Source organism: Rhodococcus sp. 008, from assembly GCF_001682295.1.
GTDB classification, from domain to species: domain Bacteria; phylum Actinomycetota; class Actinomycetes; order Mycobacteriales; family Mycobacteriaceae; genus Rhodococcus_F; species Rhodococcus_F qingshengii.
In genome coordinates, this window is sequence record NZ_CP012749.1 from 3,394,072 (window position 1) to 3,415,080 (window position 21,009).

Sequence of the window (21,009 nt, forward strand, 5' to 3'; positions counted from 1 at the left end):
CCTACTCGGCAACACTTTTTCGCCCGATGAGCAGGGCAGAAAGCGGTCGGAACGGCTGCAACCAGGCGCCCTCGTCGGGCAGGGTGTCCAGGCTTACCCGTGGCAGAGGCTCACGGAAGACACCTGGGATGTCCTCGAGATCGACGAAGTCCAAGATATCGGACGACACAGCCCAGCTGGCGTGTTCACGGAACCCGAGAACCTGGACCGGGATACCGGTTGCTGCGATGTCCTCGAGAGGTTCGCGGAACGCTTGGCCGTCGGCGGACGCGACCATGATTCCGGCGAGGCCCTCGCCGTACCGGAGCGCGATGTGCTCGAGCATGTCCGAATCGACATCGCTGTCTTCATCGACCTTCGGCTTGGCGAACACCGCGAAACCCACGTTACGCAAGGCTTCGACCCAAGGACGAACGACGTCGGCGCTGCCGGACGCGATGTTGGTGAAGACGGTCGCTTCAGGCTCGAGCGTGCCGCTGTTCTGTGCGGACAGTTCGGCGGTGCGAGAGAGCAGCCAACGACCCAAAGCGTCGAATCGTGGCCGGTAGGCGGCGGTAGGCCGGCCACCGAGGATGGCGCCGAGGCCCATGTCGAGGTTAGGGGCGTCCCAGACCAGAAGCACCCGCTTGGGGTGGCGGGAGTCACGACCGAAGTCGAGAGGAGATTCCGACGACGTCACGTCGTCGGATAGCTGTTCGCTGACGCTCATGCTCTGATCTTCCCCCATATAAGCTCGGTGATTGCACTTCCGACCTTATGGGCTTTGTCCTCGAACTTGGTGACCGGACGCTCGTGGGTCATCGGAGACTCCCAGTCGAGTGCGGTCAGCAGCGGCTCGGCATTGCCGGCTTCTTCGATCCATTCGGCGTACTCGGCGTGATCGGTTGCCACGTGCAGCACTCCGCCAGGCTTGAGACGGTTGGCGATCAGCGCGAACGTCGGCCCCTGCAGGAGGCGACGCTTGTGATGTCGGGCCTTGGGCCACGGATCCGGGAAGAACACCCGGACGCCCGTCAGCGATTCGGGGGCGACCATGTTCTCGAGTACGTCCATCGCGTCACCGCGCAGTACGCGGACGTTGGGAATTTCTTCGCGTTCGACCTGCTGGAGAAGCTGCGCGAGCCCGGGGCGGTACACCTCGATCGCAATCAGGTTCACGTGCGGTTCCGCCTTGGCCATAGCGGCCGTCGCGGTGCCGGTACCCGAACCGATCTCGATGATCAGGGGTGCCTCGCGTCCGAACCAGGCGTTCGCGTCGAGCGGTGTGTCCGAGACGTCGGCGCCGATGAGCGGCCACTGACGGTCCCAAGCCTGCTGCTGCGCGTCGGTCAGCGCACCCCGGCGAGAGCGAAAGCTGGTCACTCTCGGATGGAGACGGGACCCCTTGGTGTGGTCCGTCTGCCCCGTGTCAGGGGTCTGCGGTGCATGCTGATCGGCTTCGTTCACGAACCCATTGTCACGCATGACCCCCGTTTAGCGCAGACGGGTCTGAAGTTTGAGTTGAGACTTTCCACGGAAAGTCCTGAAACCGTCGACTTCGGACTGTCGGCGAAAGGGTGGTGTCACCTGCCGTCCTTGCCGAGAACCTGACAGAATCTCACCGACACGATGGGGACGTGGGGTGGGGATGAACACAGGATTTGCATGCCGTGAGTGGTCACGAATGTTGCCCGCAGAATCGATCGACGACGCCTGCTCGGAGCCGATCGATCAGTTGCGCGCTCTGGCATATCGGCTGACGCCGATCGATTCGGGAGCCGCCGAGGCGGTTCACTCCGTGCTCGGATCGCTGACTTCGCCGCTCGAGCTGGTGGTCGCCGGACGGGCCGGGGTGGGGCGGTCGTCGTTGGCGCGAATCCTGAGGCGCGACGACCGGTTCTCGCACAGAGTTGTCGGCGCACCGATTGTGGTGACCGAGTCGAGGGCATTCGATGTCCCTGGAACGTCGAACCCCGATCTGGGTCGTCGTTGCGTTGTCTACGTGGTGGTCGACGCGGTCCGCGACGTCGACGGCCGAGCCATTGCTCGAGTTTCCGATCGTGTGGTCGTCGCTGCGAACAAGGCTGACTTGTTCGGTCCGCGCTGGGACGAGGCGCTGGGACGGGCGGCGGAAATCTCGGAGAACGTCGGCGTGCCCACGATTCCGGTGGAGACACTGACCGGGCGCGGCGTCGAAGAGTTGTTCGCGGCTCTCGGACCTGTCCTGGAAGCGCAGTGGTGGGGCCGGGTCGAGCAGATCGGCCCGGCGCTGAGGCGATCTGCCTCGCGCAGCATTGCGGGCAGGGACGAGATCGAGTTGTATCTGAGTTCGGACTCCGCGGTGTTGTTCGGCGCCGCGGCGGCGATGATGAGCCCCGAAATTCGAGCCCTGCGTCAAGGCGAGCCTCCCGATCCTCGTACCGCTGACGACGCGGGCACGTGCAGCCGGTGGTGGAGCGAGCTCGTGAACGAGTCGGAACAGTGTCCGCAACAACGGGTCTCACTGATTCGACGCGGGTATGTGCGTCGGTGGGCGCAGCTCGGAGGCGATCGCTCTGCCCCGGCGGTGACCGATGAATAGCGTTTCGGTACTTCCGGATTCGGTGCTGCGCGTGGTGCAGCGATGGAATCCGGCATCCGATCCGGGTCGCCGGGTCGCCGCCGAAACATCCAGTGGCACTAGAATTTACGTTGTCGGCCCACCAAGGTGTGGAGGGGAAGACGTCGCGCAGATGTTCGATGCTTCGGAAGATTGTTCGACAGTGACACGCGAGGTGGACGCCGACGTCGTACTTCTGGTCGTCGACGCCGCCAGTGTGATCGGACGCGAGGATCTCCTTCTCCTCGGCGACGCTGCGGCGAGCGGAACCTCGGTGGTGGTGGCGCTGACCCGCGTCGACGTCTATCGAGACTGGCAGGCGGTGCGCCGGCGTGATGCCGAGATTCTCGCTTCGCACTGCACCGCTTTTGCTCAGGCTCCGGTGGTCCCGATTGCGCCTGGTCAGGAGCAGTCACTCGTTGCGGTCGTGAGCCGGGCGGCACGGGAGAGGGAAGCAGGTGGTTCGGATTCCGGAGTCATCGCACAGACGCGCCGGATGATCGAGATGGAGATCCGGAATCTACGTGACAGTGTTCCTGGTGCCGAATTGCGGGCCGAGCGATCGCAGCTGCTCGCAGACCGTGAAGGCCGACGAGGCGAACGCCTGGTGCAGGTGCGAAGCCGACTGCAACGAGCGCGCGGGGATCTGTCACAACAAATCGCCGAGGCAACCCGGGCGACGGTCGCCGGGGCACGTGCCTGGGTCGACACGGCCTCGCGAGCCGAATTGGGCAGCGTGCCGACGCGACTGCAGCACGAGGTCGACCATCACACCCGGGTGTTCGACGCCGCGATGGCGGCAGCGGTGGAATCTGCGGGGACGAACGGATACATGCCTTCCCCGCAGATTCCGGAGGGCCTGCCGGGCCGTCAGCGCGGAAACGAGGACCGGGTGACAATTCTTGTCGGCGCGTCCGCGGGTCTCGGCCTCGGCCGTATCGCAGTGACTCCGCTGGAAATGATTCCGGCCTTGGAGTTCGCAAGTATCCCCGTGACGTTGATTCTGGGTGGCGCCGCGGCGTGGTGGTTGGCGCGAACTCGCGGGCTGACGGCGGATCGTGCCTACTCCAGGTCGTGGATCGTCGAATCGATGTCGACGGTTCGCGCACAGTGGGAGCAGCGAGTCCAGAGTGTTCTGCTCGAGGCCGAGGCGGATCTGGGAGCGGCGATCATGGCGGAGAGCCGCGAGCAGGTGGCGTCGGCGCAGGCCCGAATCGTGGAGATCGACGGTGAACTTCGTGAGCTCGCCGCGGCCAGATCGGGTCAGCTCGCGTCGTGCGAGCGCGACCTCGCCGTTTTGGACGCCGCCTACTGATCATTCCGCGAGTGCAGAGTTCTCCACAGTGCCGCAATTTCGGCCACGGCTGATCGTCGGGGTCTGGTAATACTGAGCGGACGGTTTCGGTAGGGGTTGCCGAAGCGGTAGGTCACCATCCAGTAGGGGGAGTAATGGACGCATTTCTGATCACGGCCGGACACATCGACGGGCACGAAGCCGAAGCGCTCGATCCTGGGCGTATCGAGCCCGAGACCTTCGGGTCCGCGTCGGGACCGGTCGATGCCGGCGACCTGAACTTCGACGCCTTCGACTTGGACGGTGACGGAACGGTCGACAGCCGTGTCGTCCACTCCGACGGCGCCGTCGTGATCGTGTCCGATTTCGATCGCGACGGTAGCGCCGATCGCCTCACGATGATCGAGTCGGACGGCGACTACTCGGCCTGGGAATGCAGTCGAGACGACGAAGGCGCCCTCGTGTGGCAGAAAATCGATGCCGGAGCGCTCTGAAAAGCTTCCGTTTATGTGCTCTGAGCGCCGGGTAGGCACCTGAACACACCAACTGAATCGTTTCTGTGACATTTCTGACCGCACCCGATTACCTGCAGGTGAACAGCCAGCGTTAACCTCAATACATAGGACACCCGGCGTCCGTGAAATCCACGTGAGTGGATGACGCGGCTGGACCCCGTCGAGAGGGGGACACCGGGATCGACTGGTATCGGGGCGCTGCAGTTCGCATCCGGTGTCACGAGAACCCGGTTCCGGCTCACCCCAGGAGAGTTTGATGACCTCAGCGACCATTCCCGGTCTCAATGGAACTGACGGCACGCCCCCCACGCAGCACAAGGAACTGCTTGCATGGGTGCAAGAGGTTGCCGAACTCACCCAGCCTGATCGCGTCGTCTTCGCAGACGGCTCGGACGAAGAATGGGACCGACTGACAACGAAGTTGGTCGAGGCAGGAACCTTCACCCGCCTCAACGACGAGAAGAAGCCGAACTCTTTCCTCGGCAACTCCGATCCGTCCGATGTCGCGCGAGTCGAATCGCGTACGTACATCTGCTCGAAGGAAGAAATCGACGCAGGTCCCACCAACAACTGGATGGACCCGGCGGAGATGCGCACCCTCATGGGTGACCTGTACCGCGGTTGCATGCGTGGACGCACCATGTACGTCGTGCCGTTCTGCATGGGCCCCCTCGACGCCGAGGACCCGAAGCTGGGCGTCGAGCTCACCGATTCCGAGTACGTCGTCGTCTCCATGCGCGTCATGACCCGCATGGGCAGCAAGGTTCTCGACAAGCTCGGCACCGACGGATTCTTCGTCAAGGCGCTGCACTCGCTGGGCGCTCCGCTGGCCGATGGCCAGGAAGATGTCGCGTGGCCGTGCAACGACACCAAGTACATCACTCACTTCCCCGAGGATCGTGAGATCTGGAGCTTCGGTTCCGGCTACGGCGGAAACGCTCTCCTGGGCAAGAAGTGCTACTCGCTGCGTATCGCCTCGGCAATGGCGCACGACGAGGGCTGGCTGGCCGAGCACATGCTCATCCTCAAGCTAATCTCGCCCGAGGACAAGGCCTACTACATCGCGGCGGCATTCCCCTCCGCTTGTGGCAAGACCAACCTCGCGATGATCCAGCCGACCATCCCCGGGTGGCGCGCCGAGACCCTCGGTGACGATATCGCCTGGATGCGTTTCGGTGAGGACGGACAGCTGTACGCCGTCAACCCGGAATTCGGTTTCTTCGGCGTGGCTCCCGGCACCAACTGGTCCTCGAACCCCAACGCCATGCGCACCATCGACCAGGGCAACACGGTCTTCACCAACGTCGCTCTGACTGACGACGGTGACGTCTGGTGGGAGGGCCTCGAAGGCGACCCGCAGCACCTGATCGACTGGAAGGGCAACGAGTGGACGCCCGAGTCGGGCACCCATGCGGCTCATCCCAACTCGCGTTACTGCACCCCGATGTCGCAGTGCCCGATCATGGCTCCCGAGTGGGACGACCCGAAGGGCGTGCCGATCTCGGCAATCCTGTTCGGCGGACGCCGCAAGACGACGGTTCCGCTGGTCACCGAGGCTCGCGACTGGCAGCACGGCGTCTTCATGGGTGCAACGGTCGGCTCCGAGCAGACCGCAGCAGCCGAAGGCCAGGTCGGTACGGTTCGCCGCGATCCGATGGCAATGCTGCCGTTCCTCGGCTACAACGTCGGTGACTACTTCCAGCACTGGATCGACCTCGGCAAGTCCGCGGACGCGTCCAAGCTCCCCAAGGTCTTCTACGTCAACTGGTTCCGCCGCGGCGACGACGGACGCTTCCTGTGGCCAGGCTTCGGCGAGAACTCTCGCGTCCTGAAGTGGATCGTCGAGCGCATCGAGCACAAGGCTGCCGGCATCGACACCCCGATCGGCGTCGTTCCCACCGGATCGGCACTCGACATCGAAGGCCTGGACGTGTCGGACGCAGACATCACCGAGGCCCTCGCGGTCAACATCGACGAGTGGAAGGCCGAGATCCCGCTCATCGAAGAGTGGTTCGACTTCGTCGGCGAGAAGCTGCCGACCGGCATTCGTGACGAGTTCGAAGCTCTGAAGCAGCGGTTGGCCTGATAAACCGCCCCCGTATGTAGTGGCCTGATGCCGCATTGGTTCAATTTGATGAACCGATGCGGCATCGGTCGTCTGTATGCCCTTGCCTGTAGCCGTTAAGCAGTTCAGCCGTTATGCAGTTCAGCCGTAAAGCAGTGATCAGCGAGCGGGTCGACACACTCGATCCTCAGGAGGACCAGATATGAGCGGGATCTACAACAACGTGACCGAATTGGTCGGGCGCACCCCGATCGTGCGGCTCAACCGTCTGACCGAGGGCCTGGACGCACAGGTCGCCGTCAAGCTCGAGTTCTACAACCCGGCCAACAGCGTCAAGGACCGGATCGGCGTGGCGATTATCGACGCCGCCGAGAAGTCCGGTGCACTCAAGCCCGGTGGCACGATCGTCGAGGGAACCAGCGGTAACACGGGTATCGCACTCGCCATGGTCGGTGCTGCTCGCGGCTACAAGGTCATCCTGACCATGCCCGAGACCATGTCCACCGAGCGTCGCGTGATGCTGCGTGCTTACGGCGCCGAGATCGTGCTGACCCCGGGATCCGAGGGCATGGCCGGTGCGGTCGCCAAGGCCAAGGAAATCGTCGAGCAGACCGAGAACGCTGTCTCGGCCAGCCAGTTCGCGAACCCGGCCAACCCGGCCATCCACGAGGCAACGACGGGCGAAGAGGTCTGGGCCGACACCGACGGCGCCGTCGACATCTTCGTGTCCGGCATCGGCACCGGCGGCACTATCACCGGCGTCGGACGCACCCTTCGCAAGTACAAGCCCGAGGTCAAGATCGTGGGCGTCGAGCCCATCGACTCGCCGATCCTCAACGGTGGCCAGCCCGGCCCCCACAAGATCCAGGGAATCGGCGCGAACTTCGTGCCCGACGTCCTCGATCGCGAGATCTACGACGAGATCATCGACGTCTCGTTCCCCGATTCCATCGAGGTCGCTCGCGCACTCGGCACCAAAGAAGGCATCCTGGGCGGCATCTCGTCCGGCGCCATCGTCTGGGCAGCACTCGAGTTGGCGAAGCGTCCGGAAAACGCCGGCAAGCTGATCGTGGCTGTCGTGTGTGACTTCGGCGAGCGTTACATCTCCACCCCGCTGTTCGAACACATCCGGGACTGAGACTTGTGAGTATCCTCGGGACAATTCGCGAGGACCTGCAGGCTGCGCGCGGTCAGGATCCTGCCGCGCGCAGCAATGTGGAGAACGCGCTCGTTTATTCAGGGCTGCATGCTATTTGGGCGCATCGGGTTGCACATCGCATGTGGGCCGTCCCTGCGCTACGCGGCCCGGCGCGAGTGCTCTCGCAGCTGACACGCTTCGTCACCGGCATCGAGATTCATCCCGGTGCCACCATCGGTCGACGGTTCTTCATCGACCACGGCATGGGCGTCGTGATCGGGGAGACGGCCGAGGTCGGTAACGACGTGATGCTCTATCACGGCGTCACTCTCGGTGGTCGCTCGCTCGAACAGGTCAAACGTCACCCGACGCTGGGTGATCGGGTCACCGTCGGCGCTGGTGCCAAGATCCTCGGACCTGTCGTCATCGGTGAAGGTAGCGCTATCGGCGCCAATGCCGTTGTCACCAGAGATGTTCCGGCCGAGTCCATCGCGACGGGTATCCCGGCGGTGGCGCGGCCACGGACCACCAAGGAAAAACTGGTGGACCCGAACAGCTACATCGATCCGGCGATGTACATCTGAAGCACTCCTTCTTCGATGGCCACCCTCGTGTAGACGGCGGGTGGCCATCGGCGTCTGTTCAGGCTCGCGTCAGGTGCCACCCGCGACGTCCCAGTACGACGGCAGTCAGAGCGCCCAGTGCTGCTCCGATCAGGGGATAGCAGGCCAGGACGAGCCAGCGCGGTCCGTCTAAGGGTTCGTAGGCGGTGGCTATTGTCGACTCGTAGTCCCGAGCCATCTGCACGTCCCGGAACGGTACGTAGGAACCCTGATAGACGATGGTCTCGTCAGGGCTGGTCATCACGTCGATCAGACTGCCCACCAGGGGAATTCCCCCGACTACAAATCCCAGAACCGCCAGAATCACGATCAGTGTGCGCATCGCCCGAGCCTATCGCCCGGCCGGAAGTTCAGACTGTGATCGACGGTTCTTCGGGGGTCGAGAGGGTCAGGATCGCCCGCACGACACGTGGGCTCTGCTCGAGTGAGCGCTCGAGTTCGCGCAACGTGTGGGCCACACGGGATTCCGCGTAGTCACCGACCAGGTCGACGCTGGCCACCAGGTAGACCTGTCGCGGCCCGAGGTATTCCATACGCAGGAACGTGATTCGGTTGATCTCGGGCAGTTGGGTGAGAGCTTCGACGGCTGCTGCCCGCAGCGTCGGTGAGGCCTCTTCGCCGACCAGGAAGCGGCGGTTCCGATCTATCAGAATGATTGCGATGACCCCGAGGAGAATGCCGACGAAGATGGAGCCGAGGGCGTCGGGGATGGGTGAACCGGTGACCTGGTGCAACAGAACACCGACGAACGCGATGACCAAACCGATAAGTGCCGCAGCATCTTCGGCGAACACGGCCCGAGTCGTCGGGTCGGATGTGTTGAGTGCCTGGGTCATGACGTCGCGGTTCACGGCGGACGCTTCGTTTCGGAGTTGTTTGTACGCCTGCCGGAACGAGATGCCTTCGAGGATGAACGAGACGCCGAGGACGGCGTAGGCGACACCGAAGTCGGACGCCGGTTCGGAATGGAACAGTTCCTGGATGCCATGGGTGATCGAGACACCCGCGCCGAGTGCAAACAGTCCGAGGGCGGCGAACATCGACCAGATGTAGGCCTCCCGGCCGTAGCCGAGTGGCTGGTCTCGGTCGGGAACCCTTTTCGAGCGGCGGTTCGCGATCAGCAGCAGCACTTCGTTGCCGGTATCGGCCCAGGAGTGGGTGGCCTCTGCGACCATCGATGCAGATCCGGTGACGATGGCGGCCGCCGTCTTGGCACCGGCGATCAGCGCGTTCGCCGCAAACGCCAGTACGACTGTCGTGGTGCTCTCGTCGGCCGATGCTTCCGTTTCGGTGCTCACGATTCTCAGGCTAGGCGGGTGACGACGGTTTCGTGCGGTGACGCTCGGCGACGGAGTGCAGCAGTGTGGCGACGGCGTCGTGGAACTGCGTCAGGCCCGGCTCTTCGACGGGAAAGTGCCCGCACCCGTCCAGCATCACGAATTCGGTGGGTGCGTTGATGCGGCGGAGGAACTGCAGGCTCAGTTCGGGTGGCGTCCATCGGTCGTCGGCCGGGTGGGTGAGCAGAACGGGCGTCGTCCGAAATGCTTCGGGTGCGGTGTGCTCGAACGAGAAGTAGCTGCTGAGGAATCCGAGTGGCACCCGAACACCGCCACCGCGCGGATCGGTTGCGCACAGCGTTGCGAGCTCCCGATTGCTGCTCATGTTCGCCACGTCGGCGACCCAACGGATGGGCACGCGGATACGGCCCACCAGTCGTTCGGTGCGCCGCATCAGGGGAGCGCCGTAGACACCCATCGGGCCGAACCGCGCCGCGGCAGCTCTGGCCGATGGATCCGAGGGATCGAGCAGGCAGGTAGCGACGACGGCGTCGGCCAGACCGGTCCGCGCGGCTACCTCGTAGGCCAGCAGACCGCCGATGCTGGCTCCCAACAACACCAGCGGCCGATCGTCGGCTGCCTTCTCGGCCCGGACGAGATCGCAGAGGAGATCGACCCACTGCTCGTACCGGACGCCGGCGGGATCGGCTACGACGGTGTCGCCGTACAGCGGAAGGTCAGGGAAGAGGACTTCGGCTCCGAGTTTCACGCCGATCCCGGCGAACGGCCACAACGCGCCCGAGTAGCCGCCGGCGCCGTGGATGCCGAGAACACGAACCGGCGCGTCTGGAACCACGGCCCGTGCGACGTGGACGGTGTTGCCGTTCCACTCCCACCACGTCGGGGTCGGCGCCGGCATGTGGTCGGTGTACCGGTCGGGCATAAACTTCGAGTAATCGGCGCTGGTCACCTACACAATTCTCGGTATCGGCGTCGCGGCTGACAACTCGCATCGGAGGACCGTGTCGACTCGGCGGAAAAGGCCCTCCCAGCAGCGCTCGAGGGCTACCTACGACGCGATCCTGGAGGCAGCTACTCGCGTTTTCGCTTCGGAAGCCATGGCAGCGACCACCAACCGGATCGCTGACGAAGCAGGGGTGTCGGTGGGCTCGCTCTACCAGTATTTCGGCGACAAGTACGAGATCCTCTCGGAGTTGGCGAACCGTCACGTGAGTGCTGCGCGGGAGAGTTTTGCGCTCTGCCTTGCCGACATCGTCGAGCGTGAGCTCTCCCCGGACGAGGCCGTCCGGATGTTGGTGGAGTGCGCGGTCGAAGTGAACAGTAAGCCGCGAGAGTTCTTTCACCTGCTCTACGATCAGGTTCCGCGTACGCGTGAGCTCATCGAGCAGGTCGAAGAATTGAATCGTCAACTGGTACTAGGCTTTTCGGAGTGCCTCCAGAGCCACGGTTTCAGTGCGGAGGATGCGTTGTTGACGTCGCGGCTGACCGTGACTGCCGTGGACAGTCAGGTGCATCGGGTTGTGCTGGAATCGGATTCACCCGAAGAACTTCGAGTGCGAACGGAAGCCGTCGTACGGCACGCGAGATCGATGATCGGGTCGCAACCTTGATCCGGTGTCGAGAATGGTGACCGCGGTCCGTTATGGTTCTGACGTCATCATCGAGGTAATGGGAAGTCGGTGCAATTCCGGCGCGGTCCCGCCACTGTGAGGTCGTCCCTGCGTCGACCGTAGCCAGATACCACCCTCGTTGACGTTGTGTCATGCCACGAGGATGGATCGGTCACACCATGAATGCTGTTGGCGGAGCTCTGTCTCCACCTACCCACCTGCTTTCGCCGAAGGCTGGTGCGCCGCGAGGACGGCTCAGTCCGGGTATCGTGCTGCCCGCTCTGCTGGTCGTCGCCGTGCTCTCTGCTGTGTGCGCGTTGGCATTCGGATCCGAGATGCTCCCCGTGTCCACTGTGGTGGACGTGGTGCACTCGCGCTTTGGAGGCCCACCCGTCACGCGTTCCGAACTTGCGATCGTGTGGGGGATCAGAGCACCTCGGGTACTGCTCGGTCTGGCCGTCGGCGCTGGTCTTGCCGTCGCCGGCGCGGTGGTGCAAACCCTCGTCCGTAACGCTCTTGCCGATCCCCACCTGCTGGGAGTGTCGTCCGGCGCGAGTGTCGGTGCCACCGCCGTCATCACCACCGGACTGTTCGCCGGCGCGGGAGTGTGGGCGCTCAGTTTCGGCGCGATGATCGGGGCGTTGGGAGCTGCGATTCTCGTCTTCACCATCGCGACGCTGCAAGGCGGTATCACTCCACTGCGATTGGTTCTGACCGGCACCGTTACCGCATCCGCCCTGTCGGCGATCGCGAGTTTTCTGGTGCTGCGTACCAATGATTCCCAGGCCGCGCAGTCCGTATTGTTCTGGCTCCTGGGAAGTTTGGCCGGGGCATCCTGGGACAAGTTGTGGGCGCCGGTCATCGTTGTGTTCCTGCTGACGGCAGCGGTGTTCGCCCTGCACGGTTGGCTGGACGCGCTGGCGGCCGGACCGGACGTCGCGGCTTCGCTCGGTATTCCCATCCGGACCCTGCGAAACGTGCTGTTCGGCGTGCTGGCAGCGTTGGTCGGCACGATGGTTGCGGTGTCCGGCGCGATTGCCTTCGTAGGCTTGGTCATACCGCACGTCACACGCATGCTTGTCGGAGCCAGACATCGAGTGGTGTTGCCGGCGGCAGCGCTGATCGGCGCGTCGTTCCTCGTGTGGGTCGACGTCGTGGCGCGGACCTCGTTGCGGCCGACCGAGATCCCGCTGAGCGTGGTGACCGGGGTGATCGGTGCACCGCTGTTTCTCCTGCTTCTCGGCCGTCGGCGCTACCGATTCGGTGGCAGTTCGTGAGCGCCCGAGCCCTGGCGCTGACCGCGTCCGGAGTCGTTGTCCGCATCGACCGTCGAACCATCGTCAAAGGCGTCGACATCGCGGCCGACGCCGGCGCAGTGGTCGGCGTGGTTGGTCCGAACGGCTCGGGCAAGTCGACGTTCTTGCGTGCTCTCGCCGGTCTCGGGCCGATCGCCGGCGGTGACATTCGTGTCGGCGGCGAGTCCGTGCACGCGATGTCCGCGCGGTCGAGGGCCAAAGCCATTTCCTTTGTGGCGCAGGAAGAGCAGAGTCCCGCCGATTTGTTGGTTCACGAGTACGTGAGTCTGGGCCGCACGCCACATGCAAAGCCCTGGAGCGTCGGTGGAAAGCACGAGAATGCCGTCGTCGATCGTGCTCTGGGCGAGGTCGGAATGATCGAGCACCGGTTCTCTTCGATGGACACGCTTTCCGGCGGTGAGCGTCGGCGGGTGTTTCTCGCCCGAGGTCTCGCGCAGGACGCCGGTGTGCTCATCCTCGACGAGCCGACCAATCATCTCGACATCCGGCATCAACTCGAACTGCTCGATCTGGTCCGGTCGTTGGACCGGACGGTGATCATGGCACTGCACGACCTCGATTTGGCTGCGGCAGTGTGCGATCGGGTGCTCGTGCTCGCGGATGGAGTGGCCAGGGCGTTCGGACATCCATCCGACGTACTCACCACCTCGGTGGTGGCAACTGTTTTCGGCGTCGAGACTTTCGAACTCGTGAACCCCGCGACAGGCCGTTCACACCTCGTATTCGAATCACGAAATTCTCAACCACAACACACATTTTCGGAGAGTGCACTTTGATACACGTCAAGACCCGCGCGTCGTTCGGTGCGGTTGTAGCCGCGACAGCGTTGTTGGCCGTGTCCGGATGCTCGGCAACCGCGCCCGTCGACGAAGCCGCGGACAAGACTTCGGTCACGCTGGAGAACTGCGGAACGGAAAGCACTTTCCAACTTCCGATCGAAAAGGTTGTTGCCACAAGCAATGCGGCCAATATCGGCACCATTCTCCGAGTCGGCGGTCTGGATCGTCTCGCTGCCGTCGTGTTGAACACGAACAACGACGCGGTCATGGAGTCGATGTTCGGCCCTGGAATTGCGGACGTCCCACACCTGGACGGAACGATCACGATGGAGACGATTCTGGGTAAGCAGGCGGACCTGGTGGTCGGCTCCTACAGTGGCTTGTTCAAGGGCGCCTCCGGTGTGACGCCGGAATCGCTGCAGAGCAACAACATCGATGCATATGTGATCTCCGATAGTTGTCGGCAGAGTGCCGCAGCGGATTCCGCGCTCGGCACGATGGGTCCGTGGGATGCCCTTCGTGCGGACGTGACCAATTACGGAAAGCTGTTCGGAACCGAGGACACCGCCGCCGAGGCATTGACCGAATTGGATTCACGTTTGGCACGTCTGGAGTCCGCGCCAGATGCCGCCGACAAGCCGAAGGTTTTGATCTACGACAGCGGTGAAGAAGATCTGTACACCAGCGGAGGCAACGGAGCCCCCAACGGAATCATCGACGTCGCCGGGGGAACCAACGTGTTCGCCGACGTCGACAACACCTGGTTCAAAGCGAGCTGGGAGACCGTCGCGAAGTCAGAACCCGACGTCATCGTGATCATGGACTACAAGAAGAGCGCTGACGAAGTACAGGGCAAGATCGACGCGATCAAGAGCCGAGAAGGCCTACGCGATCTCGACGCCGTCAAGCAGAACCGCTTCGTCATACTCCCGCTCGCCATGTTCACCAGTGGATTCCCCAATATCTACGGCGCGGAAGAGTTGCGCGCGAAGATCGAAGAGTTCGGACTCGCTCCGTCGAGCGGGATCGACTGGACAACCGCGCCGTCGGCATGAGCAACAACCGGTGCTCGCGTCGGGTGATTGTCGTACTGCGGCCGACCGTCAGCGGCCTCGACGAGTCGGCCGCGCGACGGATGTTCGACGCTGTTCAGGCGGGCACCGACGCCGACGTTCGCGTTGCGTACCTCGATGTCGCTTCGCCGAGCCTTCACGAGGAACTCGATCGAGCCCATGTCGATGACGTCGACAAGGTCGTGTTGATTCCAGTTGCGGTGCCGAGGGATCGGTACCTGCTCACGTGGACAAGCAAGGCGGTTGCGAACTGGCGCGAAACCCGAATCGACGCCGAACTGGAAGTGACGCTCCATGAAACGGAAACGCTCGAAGGTGCGGTGGCCGGGCAGGTGATCGACGAACTCGACTCGGCGGGAAAGCCGATCACCGCGAGTCCGGCGTCGTATCGCAGTCCGGCGTGGTCCGTGATCGAGCAGCACGATAGGCATCTGTTGGTGTGCAAGGGCCCTCGCTGTATGGCGTACGGAGCAGGACCGTTGCACCGGGCGATGAGCGCGGCGGCCAAAGGTACCTCGTCGAAGGTGACCGGAACCGGTTGTCTGAGCCCGTGCAACCTGGGGCCGTTGGTGATCGCGAACCCCGGCGGTACCTGGTTCGGGCACGTGGACGCCGGTGACGCTGAAGCATTGGTCGCAGGTCAGGAGAATCAATTGGAGGATCACGTTCTGGACCGGTAGATACAGGTCGGCGAAACAGAGAACCCGCTGAGCGCGAAGTGCGCTCAGCGGGTTCTGTTGTCCTGTCTCAGGAACCGAAGGGAAGGGTTCCCGGCGGGATCTGGTATCCACTGCTGCCGACGGAGGCGCTGCCCCAGAGTGCGAGGAAAGCGTTGATGGCGTTGGTGAGCATATGAATGTCCTTTGTGAGATGACTGATTCGTTTTCGACGGTACCGGGTGGATCTGTGGATTCGCTGGGAGTTGGCACCCATTTCATGGGGCTGGCACCCGTTCCGGCAGGTCGGAACGGGTGCCAACTGTCAGCAAAGGGTGCCAACTCCCGGGTGGGTCAGCCCACGTAGCCGGGCGGCATGAGTACGGACTTGGTCTCGCAGAAGGCTTCGAGGCCCTCAGGTCCGTTCTCGCGCCCGATACCGGAGTTCTTGTAACCACCGAACGGTGATCCGGGATCGAAGGCGTACCAGTTGATCGCGTAGGTACCCGTGCGGATCTGCGCGGCAACTTCGAGTCCGTGATCGATGTCGGTGGTCCACACCGATCCGGCGAGGCCGTAATCCGAATCGTTGGCGATCTTGATGGCCTCGTCCTCGGAGTCGTACGGGATCACCGAGAGAACGGGTCCGAAGATCTCCTCGCGTGCGATGGTCATCGAGTTGTCCACGTCGGCGAAGATCGTCGGCTCGACGTACCAGCCCTTGTCCAGGCCGGCGGGGCGTCCACCACCGAGTACGACGCGCGCGCCTTCTTCCTTACCCTTGGCGATGTAACCCTCGACGCGCTCGCGCTGCTTCTCGGAGATCAGCGGGCCGAGTTGTGCTGCGGGATCGGACGGATCGCCGACGGTCATGAAGCCTGCGGCGGTCTTCATTCCCTCGATGACCTCGTCGTAACGCGAACGGGGAGCGAGGATTCGGGTCTGAGCGACACAGGCCTGACCGGTGTTCATCAGGCCGGACATGACGAGCATCGGCATTCCGGCGGCGATGTCGGCGTCCTCGAGGATGATCGCGGCGGACTTGCCACCCAGTTCGAGGGAGCAGCGCTTGAGGTTCTGTGCGGCGATGGCACCGATCTTGCGGCCGACGGCACTGGATCCGGTGAACGTGATCTTGTCGATGCCCGCATGAGAGACCAGATATTCGCCGGTCTCGGCTCCGCCGGGGAGCACGGAGATGACGCCTTCGGGAACGCCTGCCTCGGTGAAGATCTCGGCGATCACGTGGACAGAGAGAGGGGATTCGGGTGCGGGCTTGAGCAGTACGGTGCAGCCGGCGAGCAGTGCGGGGGCCAGCTTGTTGATCGCCAGGAACAGCGGGACGTTCCAGGCCAGCACGGCGGCGACGACGCCGACGGGCTCACGGGTCACCTTGGTCTGCCCGAATGCGCCGGTGCGCTTCTCTTCCCACGCGAACTTGTCGGCCAGCTCGGCGTAGTAGCCCAGCGTCGCCATCGACGGGGTCTGCTGCATCATGCCGACCATGGCGGGCGGCTGGCCCATCTCGTTGGAGATGAGCTGGTTGATCTCCGCGCTGCGCTCTTCGATCAGCTTGGCGGCCTTGGCGAGGATCGCGCCGCGCTCGGCGGGGGTGGTGCGTGACCACGGTCCCTCGAACGCCGCGCGGGCTGCGGACACGGCCGCGTCGATGTCTGCCGGTGCTGCGATGGGACAGCTGCCGACGCGCTCCTCCGTTGCGGGAGAGAACACTTCGAGTACCTGGTCGGTGGCCGGGGCCACCCATGCTCCACCGATGTAGAGCTTGTCGTAGTCAGTCATCAATTCATTCCTCGGTGTTGTCGGTCGCCGCGAGGGCATACGCGTCGTCTGCCTGTGCGGTGTCGGTGAAACTGGTGAATCCGTATTTCTCGTGCGGTCCGATGGCGGCTACCTCGAAAAGACCGGTGCCGGTGTTGGTGTTCGTGCCTTCGGTGAGCGTGAAGGACGCGAGGTTGTCGACGGGGGAGAACATGCGTTGGAACGGTTCGATCTCGTGGACCTTGTGGCGGAGCCCTTGTACGACGAGTTCGCCCTGCCACATTCCGTGACGCCAGTCCTGTTCGAGCCCGTAGCCGGTGCCGATTCCGATGTAGTTGGCCAGCAGCAGTTCGCAGGCGACGGTGAGGACTTCACCGCCTGGCCGGTGGAAGGTGATGGTCGCTCCGGTGACGTCGCGGGTGTCGGGGCAGAACGTCAGTTCGTGTTCGGGTCGGCCGAGCCATTCGTTGTCCCTGGCTTCGTCCGGCCACACTCGCATGGCTTCTTCGACGATGCGCCTGCCTTGCTCGTCTTCCTGCATGATCACCGAGATCGTGAACTCGTCGAACTGCATGACCGCGTAGATCCAGAAGAAGTTCTGGATTCCGTCGACGGCGCGTCTGCCTTGCGGTTCGGCTTCACCGACCGGACGCACACCCCACGAGCGGTCGCGGTTACCTCGCCACGTCTTCGGGTCGATCGCGAAGTCCTCCCCGTCGACGGTGAGCGATCCGGTCCACGTGCCGGTCTGCAGGAAGCGTGAGGTGTCGAACGTGACTCGTTCGAGTTGACGGCGAAAGTGCTTGGGCTCGAGCGCCGCGGGGATGGTGGCATCGAAGGTGATGTCGAAGGAGAGATCGTATTCGCTGCCCGGTTCGAGGACGACGCGGAGCTTCTGCAGCCCTTCGAGCACTTCGATGCGCAAAGGCCCGACGGTGGTGTCGGTGCGGTCGGCGCCCAGAGCCTTCGACATACGAGCAACGATGTGGTCGTCACCGCGGCGCAGTACCGCGAAGGCGTCCATGACGCCGAGGTTGGGGTACTGGCCGAGTCCGACGATGAGGAACACGTCGGGGGATTCGGTGGGGTAGCAGTTGAAGTAGTAGCGGTCGTAGAAGTTTCGATCCGAGGTGGCTACGTGACGGATCGGTTCGGCGATCTGGTGAACGGGATAGTCGTCCATCGGTGAGAGCATGTCAGGCCAACCTCTCCCAGTAGGTACCGTCGAGCATCGCGGCGAGCGAAGCGCGGTGCATGATCATGTCGTCGGGGTCTTCGGGTCGCTGTGACTGGCCGAAAGCTATGGCGCGAGCCTGGATTCGCCACATGATGACCGCCTGACGCAGTGCGGCATAGGTAACGTAGAACTCCAGATCGTGTGGGGTGTGGCCGGTGATCTCGGCGTAGGTCTGCGCGAGATCCGGCAGTCGAAGGAAGTCGGGAAGACCGGGTAGGTTCGCCAGTCCGGCGATGTCCTCGAAGAACCTGTGCAGGAATGCCATCCAGCCCAGATCCATCTCCCGCGGGCCGAGAGTTGCCATTTCCCAGTCCAGTACGGCTACCGGCGCGAAGTCCTGGTACATGACGTTGCCGATGCGCGAGTCGCCCCAACAGAGCACTGCCGGCGAATCGTCCGCGGGATTGTTCTCCTCGATCCAGTCGAGGGCACGTTCGATGAGCGGTGATCTGATCCCGTCGGAGACCACCCACTCGTAGTACGCGCGCTGCTCGGCGATGTGCGCCGTGAATGCTTCTCGTGCAGTCGTTCCCGAATTCGGGAGTCGGAGGAAGTCGAAACGCTCACCAGGTTTGTCGATGGCATGCAACTGAGCCAGGACGTCGACCGAGCTGCGCTGCAGGGTCTTTCGCTGCTCGGGTGACGCTTCGGTGACCCACGATCCGAAGTTGTACGGCATGACGTCCGGTGGCACGTCGCCGGAGATGCGTTCCATCACGAAGAACGGCGCACCCAACGCGTCCGGGTCGGATTCTGACCAGTACACCGCGGGTACGGGCACTGCCGAGTGCTCGCGCACCTGAGCCATGGTGCGGAACTGGGATTCGAGGTCGTAGGCAGGAAAGACCGGCATGGTCGATTCCGTCGGCGCCACCCGAGCGACCAAGGGATGATGTTCGCCGTCCCAGGTGGCGTCGAAGAGGATGGTTTCGCTGGACATGCCGTTGGCTGCGGGCAAGGTGACGTCGGCGACGGTCACAGTGGATCCGCTCGGCACCTTGCCGGCCATCCACCGTTCCAGGCGCTCACGGAGGTCTTCGGTGTCGCGGAGGGAATCGCTTGGTCGGGCGACCTGGGCGTGATGCTCGGTTTCATCGGTCGAAGAAGCAGTCGAGGCAACGTCAGATGAGGAAGCGTCTGGGCTCACGGTCACCTCCTTCCCGTAGGCGTCACGTGCAATGCCCGTAACGGTGTGAGTCAGAACACTAAAACACGTTACAGAAATTGGGAACAGGTGGCACCCGTTTAGTGGGACTCCCTGCGGATTTATCGGGGAAGAACGCGTGTCAGATAACGGCGGTGAGCGCGAGCAAGCCCGCACCGGTCAGAGTTCCGGCGCCACCCAGCTCGGCGGGAACGATCCGGAGCCCGGCGATGAACGACAAACGGGCATGTCGGGCAGCCGCGTCGAGCATCGGTTCCCACAGCGGTGTACCCGACTGGGCGAAACCGCCGCCGATCACCGCGATGTCCACGTCCAGGAGGGCAGCCGCCGAGGCGATGGCACCACCGAGCGCCGTGCCTGCACGGTGAAGCGCGTCCACGGCGATCGCGTCGCCGCTGCGTGCACCCTCGGCTAGTTCACGGCCGGTGTTCCCCGACCAGCCCTGGCTACGAGCCCATCGCACCGCGGACGGTCCACTTGCCACCGTCTCGAGGCAGCCGACGCCCCCGCAGCTGCACGGTTCGGCAGATCCTGGAACGACGATGTGGCCGATGTGACCGGCGTTCCCCGTGCGACCCCGAGCAATCTCACCGCCGAGAACGATTCCTCCGCCGATTCCCGTCGAGACGACCAGGCTCAGGAGGTTCGGGGTGCCGCGTCCGGCGCCGTGGTGGAACTCCGCCAATGCCGCTGCGGCTCCGTCCATTGCGAGGGCGGTTCCGGCGTCGGGAAAGAGGCTGCGGACGCCCGCTACGAGCTCGAATCCTTGTGCCCACTCGGTGATGTTGATGGGAGCGACGACGCCGGCGACGGTGTCCACCGGCCCGGCGCACGCGATGCCGACACCGTCGACCTCTCGGCCGTCTGCGACTCGTTCGAGCAGCGCCGCACAGGATCCCCACGGGTCGGTCTGCGGCGTCGGAACGCTGTCGAATACGGGAACGCGGCCGTCCTCGGACACGACCCCGGCAGCCATCTTGGTACCACCGATGTCGACTGCGAGGCGCATGTCGCTATCGCTTTTCGAGAACCACGACGAGGTTGCTCACCAGGAACTCCCGCAGACCGGGGACTCGGACCATCCACCACGCCCACGACGGGTGGTAGCGCGGGATCGCGGCGAGCAACGTGCCCTGGCTGGTTCCACGGGCCCAGCGTAAGCCGTCCGTGGCGCCGACTTTGAACAACGACACCCCGAATCTGTTCTTCGGTTCGCGTCCGGTCTTGCGTAGGTACCGCTTGGCTGCGTACTCGCCACCCAGCGCGTGCCACGGTCCGGTTTCGTGGCCGCCGAACGGACCCCACCACAGGGTGTACGAGAGAACCATCAAGCCGCCGGGCTTGGTCACGCGCAGCATTTCCTCGGCCATCAGCCAGGGCTCGCTGACGTGTTCGGCCACGTTGGAGGAGAAGCAGATGTCCACGGACGAGTCCAGGAACGGCAGTGCCAAACCGGATCCACGCACCGCGCCGCCCACGGTCAGACCCGCAGCATGCATCTCCGACGGATCGGGTTCGACGGGAATGTAGCGGGCACCTGCGGCTTGAAAGACCTCCGCGAAATAGCCCGGACCGCCGCCGACGTCGAGGACAGTGAGACCGTCGAGGGATCGTCCGGTGTGACCTTCGTGCAGGTCCGAGATCAATTCGACGGAGTCGCGCGCAAGCGCGCCGTAGAAGATGTCGGGCGCGGACTGCTCGTGGCGGAAGTCGCTGAGCAGGCCGAACGAGCGTTTCAGGGTTGCCCGTCGGCCGAAAATGCGGGTCACTGCGGGCTTGGTCACGGGTAGCAACTTTAGCCACTGGGTCGCCCGGTCCACGAACACCGTCAGGAGCGCGGCAATACGGACGCTCGAACAGTTAGGGTGTTCGGCAGGGTTACC

Annotated in this window: 21 protein-coding genes and 1 riboswitch; of the genes, 11 read left to right on the forward strand and 10 right to left on the reverse strand. The window is 63.8% G+C overall.

Annotated elements, in window-relative coordinates; all coding sequences use genetic code 11:
- Position 1 precedes the first annotated feature (1 nt).
- Together AOT96_RS15760 and trmB are read right to left on the reverse strand one after the other, a co-directional pair.
- Positions 2 to 709: an NYN domain-containing protein gene (locus AOT96_RS15760; RefSeq protein ID WP_003945733.1), complete on the reverse strand. Its 708-nt coding sequence runs from the start codon at positions 707 to 709 to the stop codon at positions 2 to 4.
- Complete coding sequence (gene trmB / locus AOT96_RS15765) at positions 706 to 1,464, reverse strand: tRNA (guanosine(46)-N7)-methyltransferase TrmB (RefSeq protein WP_037132323.1); 759 nt, start codon at positions 1,462 to 1,464, stop codon at positions 706 to 708. The genes AOT96_RS15760 and trmB overlap by 4 nt, the downstream gene beginning before the upstream one ends.
- 163 nt (positions 1,465 to 1,627) lie before the next feature.
- Between trmB and AOT96_RS15770 the strand changes: the two genes are divergently transcribed.
- The 6 genes from AOT96_RS15770 to epsC all read left to right on the forward strand — a co-directional run bounded on the left by AOT96_RS15770 (position 1,628) and on the right by epsC (position 8,174).
- Positions 1,628 to 2,560, forward strand: coding sequence for a GTPase domain-containing protein (locus AOT96_RS15770; protein ID WP_231917212.1), 933 nt, complete (start codon positions 1,628 to 1,630; stop codon positions 2,558 to 2,560).
- A 181-nt stretch (positions 2,561 to 2,741) separates the two neighbouring features.
- Positions 2,742 to 3,893 (forward strand): hypothetical protein, encoded by a 1,152-nt coding sequence (locus tag AOT96_RS15775; protein ID WP_231917213.1) that lies wholly within the window; start codon positions 2,742 to 2,744, stop codon positions 3,891 to 3,893.
- Between the two features lie 134 nt (positions 3,894 to 4,027).
- Positions 4,028 to 4,366, forward strand: coding sequence for a DUF6802 family protein (locus AOT96_RS15780; RefSeq protein ID WP_003945875.1), 339 nt, complete (start codon positions 4,028 to 4,030; stop codon positions 4,364 to 4,366).
- Positions 4,367 to 4,643: 277 nt separating this feature from the next.
- Entirely contained in the window at positions 4,644 to 6,473 is a 1,830-nt protein-coding gene (locus AOT96_RS15785) for a phosphoenolpyruvate carboxykinase (GTP) (RefSeq protein WP_029254577.1), read from the forward strand.
- 181 nt (positions 6,474 to 6,654) lie between these two features.
- Positions 6,655 to 7,590 carry a cysteine synthase A gene (gene cysK / locus AOT96_RS15790; RefSeq protein WP_003945916.1) on the forward strand — a complete coding sequence of 312 codons (936 nt, stop codon included), beginning with the start codon at positions 6,655 to 6,657 and terminating at the stop codon, positions 7,588 to 7,590.
- Positions 7,591 to 7,595: 5 nt separating this feature from the next.
- Entirely contained in the window at positions 7,596 to 8,174 is a 579-nt protein-coding gene (gene epsC, locus AOT96_RS15795; protein WP_003945907.1) for a serine O-acetyltransferase EpsC, read from the forward strand.
- 58 nt (positions 8,175 to 8,232) lie between these two features.
- On the opposite strand, the gene AOT96_RS15800 is transcribed toward epsC, so the two are convergent.
- The 3 genes from AOT96_RS15800 to AOT96_RS15810 are packed head-to-tail and all read right to left on the reverse strand — an operon-like array spanning position 8,233 to position 10,460.
- Positions 8,233 to 8,535, reverse strand: a complete 303-nt coding sequence (locus AOT96_RS15800; RefSeq protein WP_065351988.1) for a hypothetical protein — start codon at positions 8,533 to 8,535, stop codon at positions 8,233 to 8,235.
- A gap of 28 nt (positions 8,536 to 8,563) precedes the next feature.
- The gene (locus AOT96_RS15805) at positions 8,564 to 9,511 is read right to left on the reverse strand and encodes a cation diffusion facilitator family transporter (protein ID WP_042452614.1); all 948 of its coding nucleotides are present in this window, start codon (positions 9,509 to 9,511) and stop codon (positions 8,564 to 8,566) included.
- Between the two features lie 10 nt (positions 9,512 to 9,521).
- The gene (locus AOT96_RS15810) at positions 9,522 to 10,460 is read right to left on the reverse strand and encodes an alpha/beta hydrolase (protein ID WP_007734503.1); all 939 of its coding nucleotides are present in this window, start codon (positions 10,458 to 10,460) and stop codon (positions 9,522 to 9,524) included.
- Positions 10,461 to 10,512: 52 nt separating this feature from the next.
- Here AOT96_RS15810 and AOT96_RS15815 point away from each other — a divergent pair, with 52 nt between their 5' ends.
- The 5 genes from AOT96_RS15815 (at position 10,513) to AOT96_RS15835 (ending at position 14,969) form a co-directional block, all read left to right on the forward strand.
- Positions 10,513 to 11,121, forward strand: a complete 609-nt coding sequence (locus AOT96_RS15815) for a TetR/AcrR family transcriptional regulator (RefSeq protein ID WP_083197639.1) — start codon at positions 10,513 to 10,515, stop codon at positions 11,119 to 11,121.
- Positions 11,122 to 11,137: 16 nt separating this feature from the next.
- A riboswitch (cobalamin riboswitch) is annotated at positions 11,138 to 11,273 on the forward strand.
- 117 nt (positions 11,274 to 11,390) lie between these two features.
- On the forward strand, positions 11,391 to 12,398 hold the full coding sequence (locus tag AOT96_RS15820; RefSeq protein ID WP_007734507.1) for a FecCD family ABC transporter permease: 1,008 nt from the start codon (positions 11,391 to 11,393) through the stop codon (positions 12,396 to 12,398).
- Positions 12,395 to 13,213: an ABC transporter ATP-binding protein gene (locus AOT96_RS15825; RefSeq protein WP_042452609.1), complete on the forward strand. Its 819-nt coding sequence runs from the start codon at positions 12,395 to 12,397 to the stop codon at positions 13,211 to 13,213. The genes AOT96_RS15820 and AOT96_RS15825 overlap by 4 nt, the downstream gene beginning before the upstream one ends.
- Positions 13,210 to 14,271 carry an ABC transporter substrate-binding protein gene (locus tag AOT96_RS15830; protein ID WP_065351990.1) on the forward strand — a complete coding sequence of 354 codons (1,062 nt, stop codon included), beginning with the start codon at positions 13,210 to 13,212 and terminating at the stop codon, positions 14,269 to 14,271. Before AOT96_RS15825 ends, AOT96_RS15830 begins: the two co-directional genes overlap by 4 nt.
- Complete coding sequence (locus tag AOT96_RS15835; protein WP_065351991.1) at positions 14,268 to 14,969, forward strand: (2Fe-2S) ferredoxin domain-containing protein; 702 nt, start codon at positions 14,268 to 14,270, stop codon at positions 14,967 to 14,969. The genes AOT96_RS15830 and AOT96_RS15835 overlap by 4 nt, the downstream gene beginning before the upstream one ends.
- 330 nt (positions 14,970 to 15,299) lie before the next feature.
- Here the strand turns inward: AOT96_RS15835 and AOT96_RS15840 are convergent, their stop codons facing one another.
- The 5 genes from AOT96_RS15840 to AOT96_RS15860 all read right to left on the reverse strand — a co-directional run bounded on the left by AOT96_RS15840 (position 15,300) and on the right by AOT96_RS15860 (position 20,910).
- Positions 15,300 to 16,745, reverse strand: coding sequence for an aldehyde dehydrogenase (locus AOT96_RS15840; protein ID WP_003945530.1), 1,446 nt, complete (start codon positions 16,743 to 16,745; stop codon positions 15,300 to 15,302).
- Positions 16,746 to 16,749: 4 nt separating this feature from the next.
- Positions 16,750 to 17,919, reverse strand: coding sequence for a hypothetical protein (locus AOT96_RS15845; RefSeq protein WP_042452600.1), 1,170 nt, complete (start codon positions 17,917 to 17,919; stop codon positions 16,750 to 16,752).
- Position 17,920: 1 nt separating this feature from the next.
- Positions 17,921 to 19,108: a phosphotransferase family protein gene (locus tag AOT96_RS15850; RefSeq protein ID WP_007734522.1), complete on the reverse strand. Its 1,188-nt coding sequence runs from the start codon at positions 19,106 to 19,108 to the stop codon at positions 17,921 to 17,923.
- A 139-nt stretch (positions 19,109 to 19,247) separates the two neighbouring features.
- On the reverse strand, positions 19,248 to 20,135 hold the full coding sequence (locus AOT96_RS15855; RefSeq protein WP_065351992.1) for an ROK family protein: 888 nt from the start codon (positions 20,133 to 20,135) through the stop codon (positions 19,248 to 19,250).
- A gap of 4 nt (positions 20,136 to 20,139) precedes the next feature.
- Complete coding sequence (locus tag AOT96_RS15860; protein ID WP_003945692.1) at positions 20,140 to 20,910, reverse strand: class I SAM-dependent methyltransferase; 771 nt, start codon at positions 20,908 to 20,910, stop codon at positions 20,140 to 20,142.
- Positions 20,911 to 21,009: the final 99 nt, after the last annotated feature.

Coding starts and splice junctions, on each gene's coding strand:
- AOT96_RS15785 (WP_029254577.1), top strand. CDS start 4,644: ATGACCTCAGCGACCATTCCCGGTCTCAATGGAACTGACGGCACGCCC.
- cysK (WP_003945916.1), top strand. CDS start 6,655: ATGAGCGGGATCTACAACAACGTGACCGAATTGGTCGGGCGCACCCCG.
- trmB (WP_037132323.1), bottom strand. CDS start 1,464: ATGCGTGACAATGGGTTCGTGAACGAAGCCGATCAGCATGCACCGCAG.
- AOT96_RS15780 (WP_003945875.1), top strand. CDS start 4,028: ATGGACGCATTTCTGATCACGGCCGGACACATCGACGGGCACGAAGCC.
- AOT96_RS15845 (WP_042452600.1), bottom strand. CDS start 17,919: ATGCTCTCACCGATGGACGACTATCCCGTTCACCAGATCGCCGAACCG.
- AOT96_RS15840 (WP_003945530.1), bottom strand. CDS start 16,745: ATGACTGACTACGACAAGCTCTACATCGGTGGAGCATGGGTGGCCCCG.
- AOT96_RS15760 (WP_003945733.1), bottom strand. CDS start 709: ATGAGCGTCAGCGAACAGCTATCCGACGACGTGACGTCGTCGGAATCT.
- AOT96_RS15855 (WP_065351992.1), bottom strand. CDS start 20,135: ATGCGCCTCGCAGTCGACATCGGTGGTACCAAGATGGCTGCCGGGGTC.
- AOT96_RS15770 (WP_231917212.1), top strand. CDS start 1,628: ATGAACACAGGATTTGCATGCCGTGAGTGGTCACGAATGTTGCCCGCA.
- AOT96_RS15800 (WP_065351988.1), bottom strand. CDS start 8,535: ATGCGCACACTGATCGTGATTCTGGCGGTTCTGGGATTTGTAGTCGGG.
- AOT96_RS15835 (WP_065351991.1), top strand. CDS start 14,268: ATGAGCAACAACCGGTGCTCGCGTCGGGTGATTGTCGTACTGCGGCCG.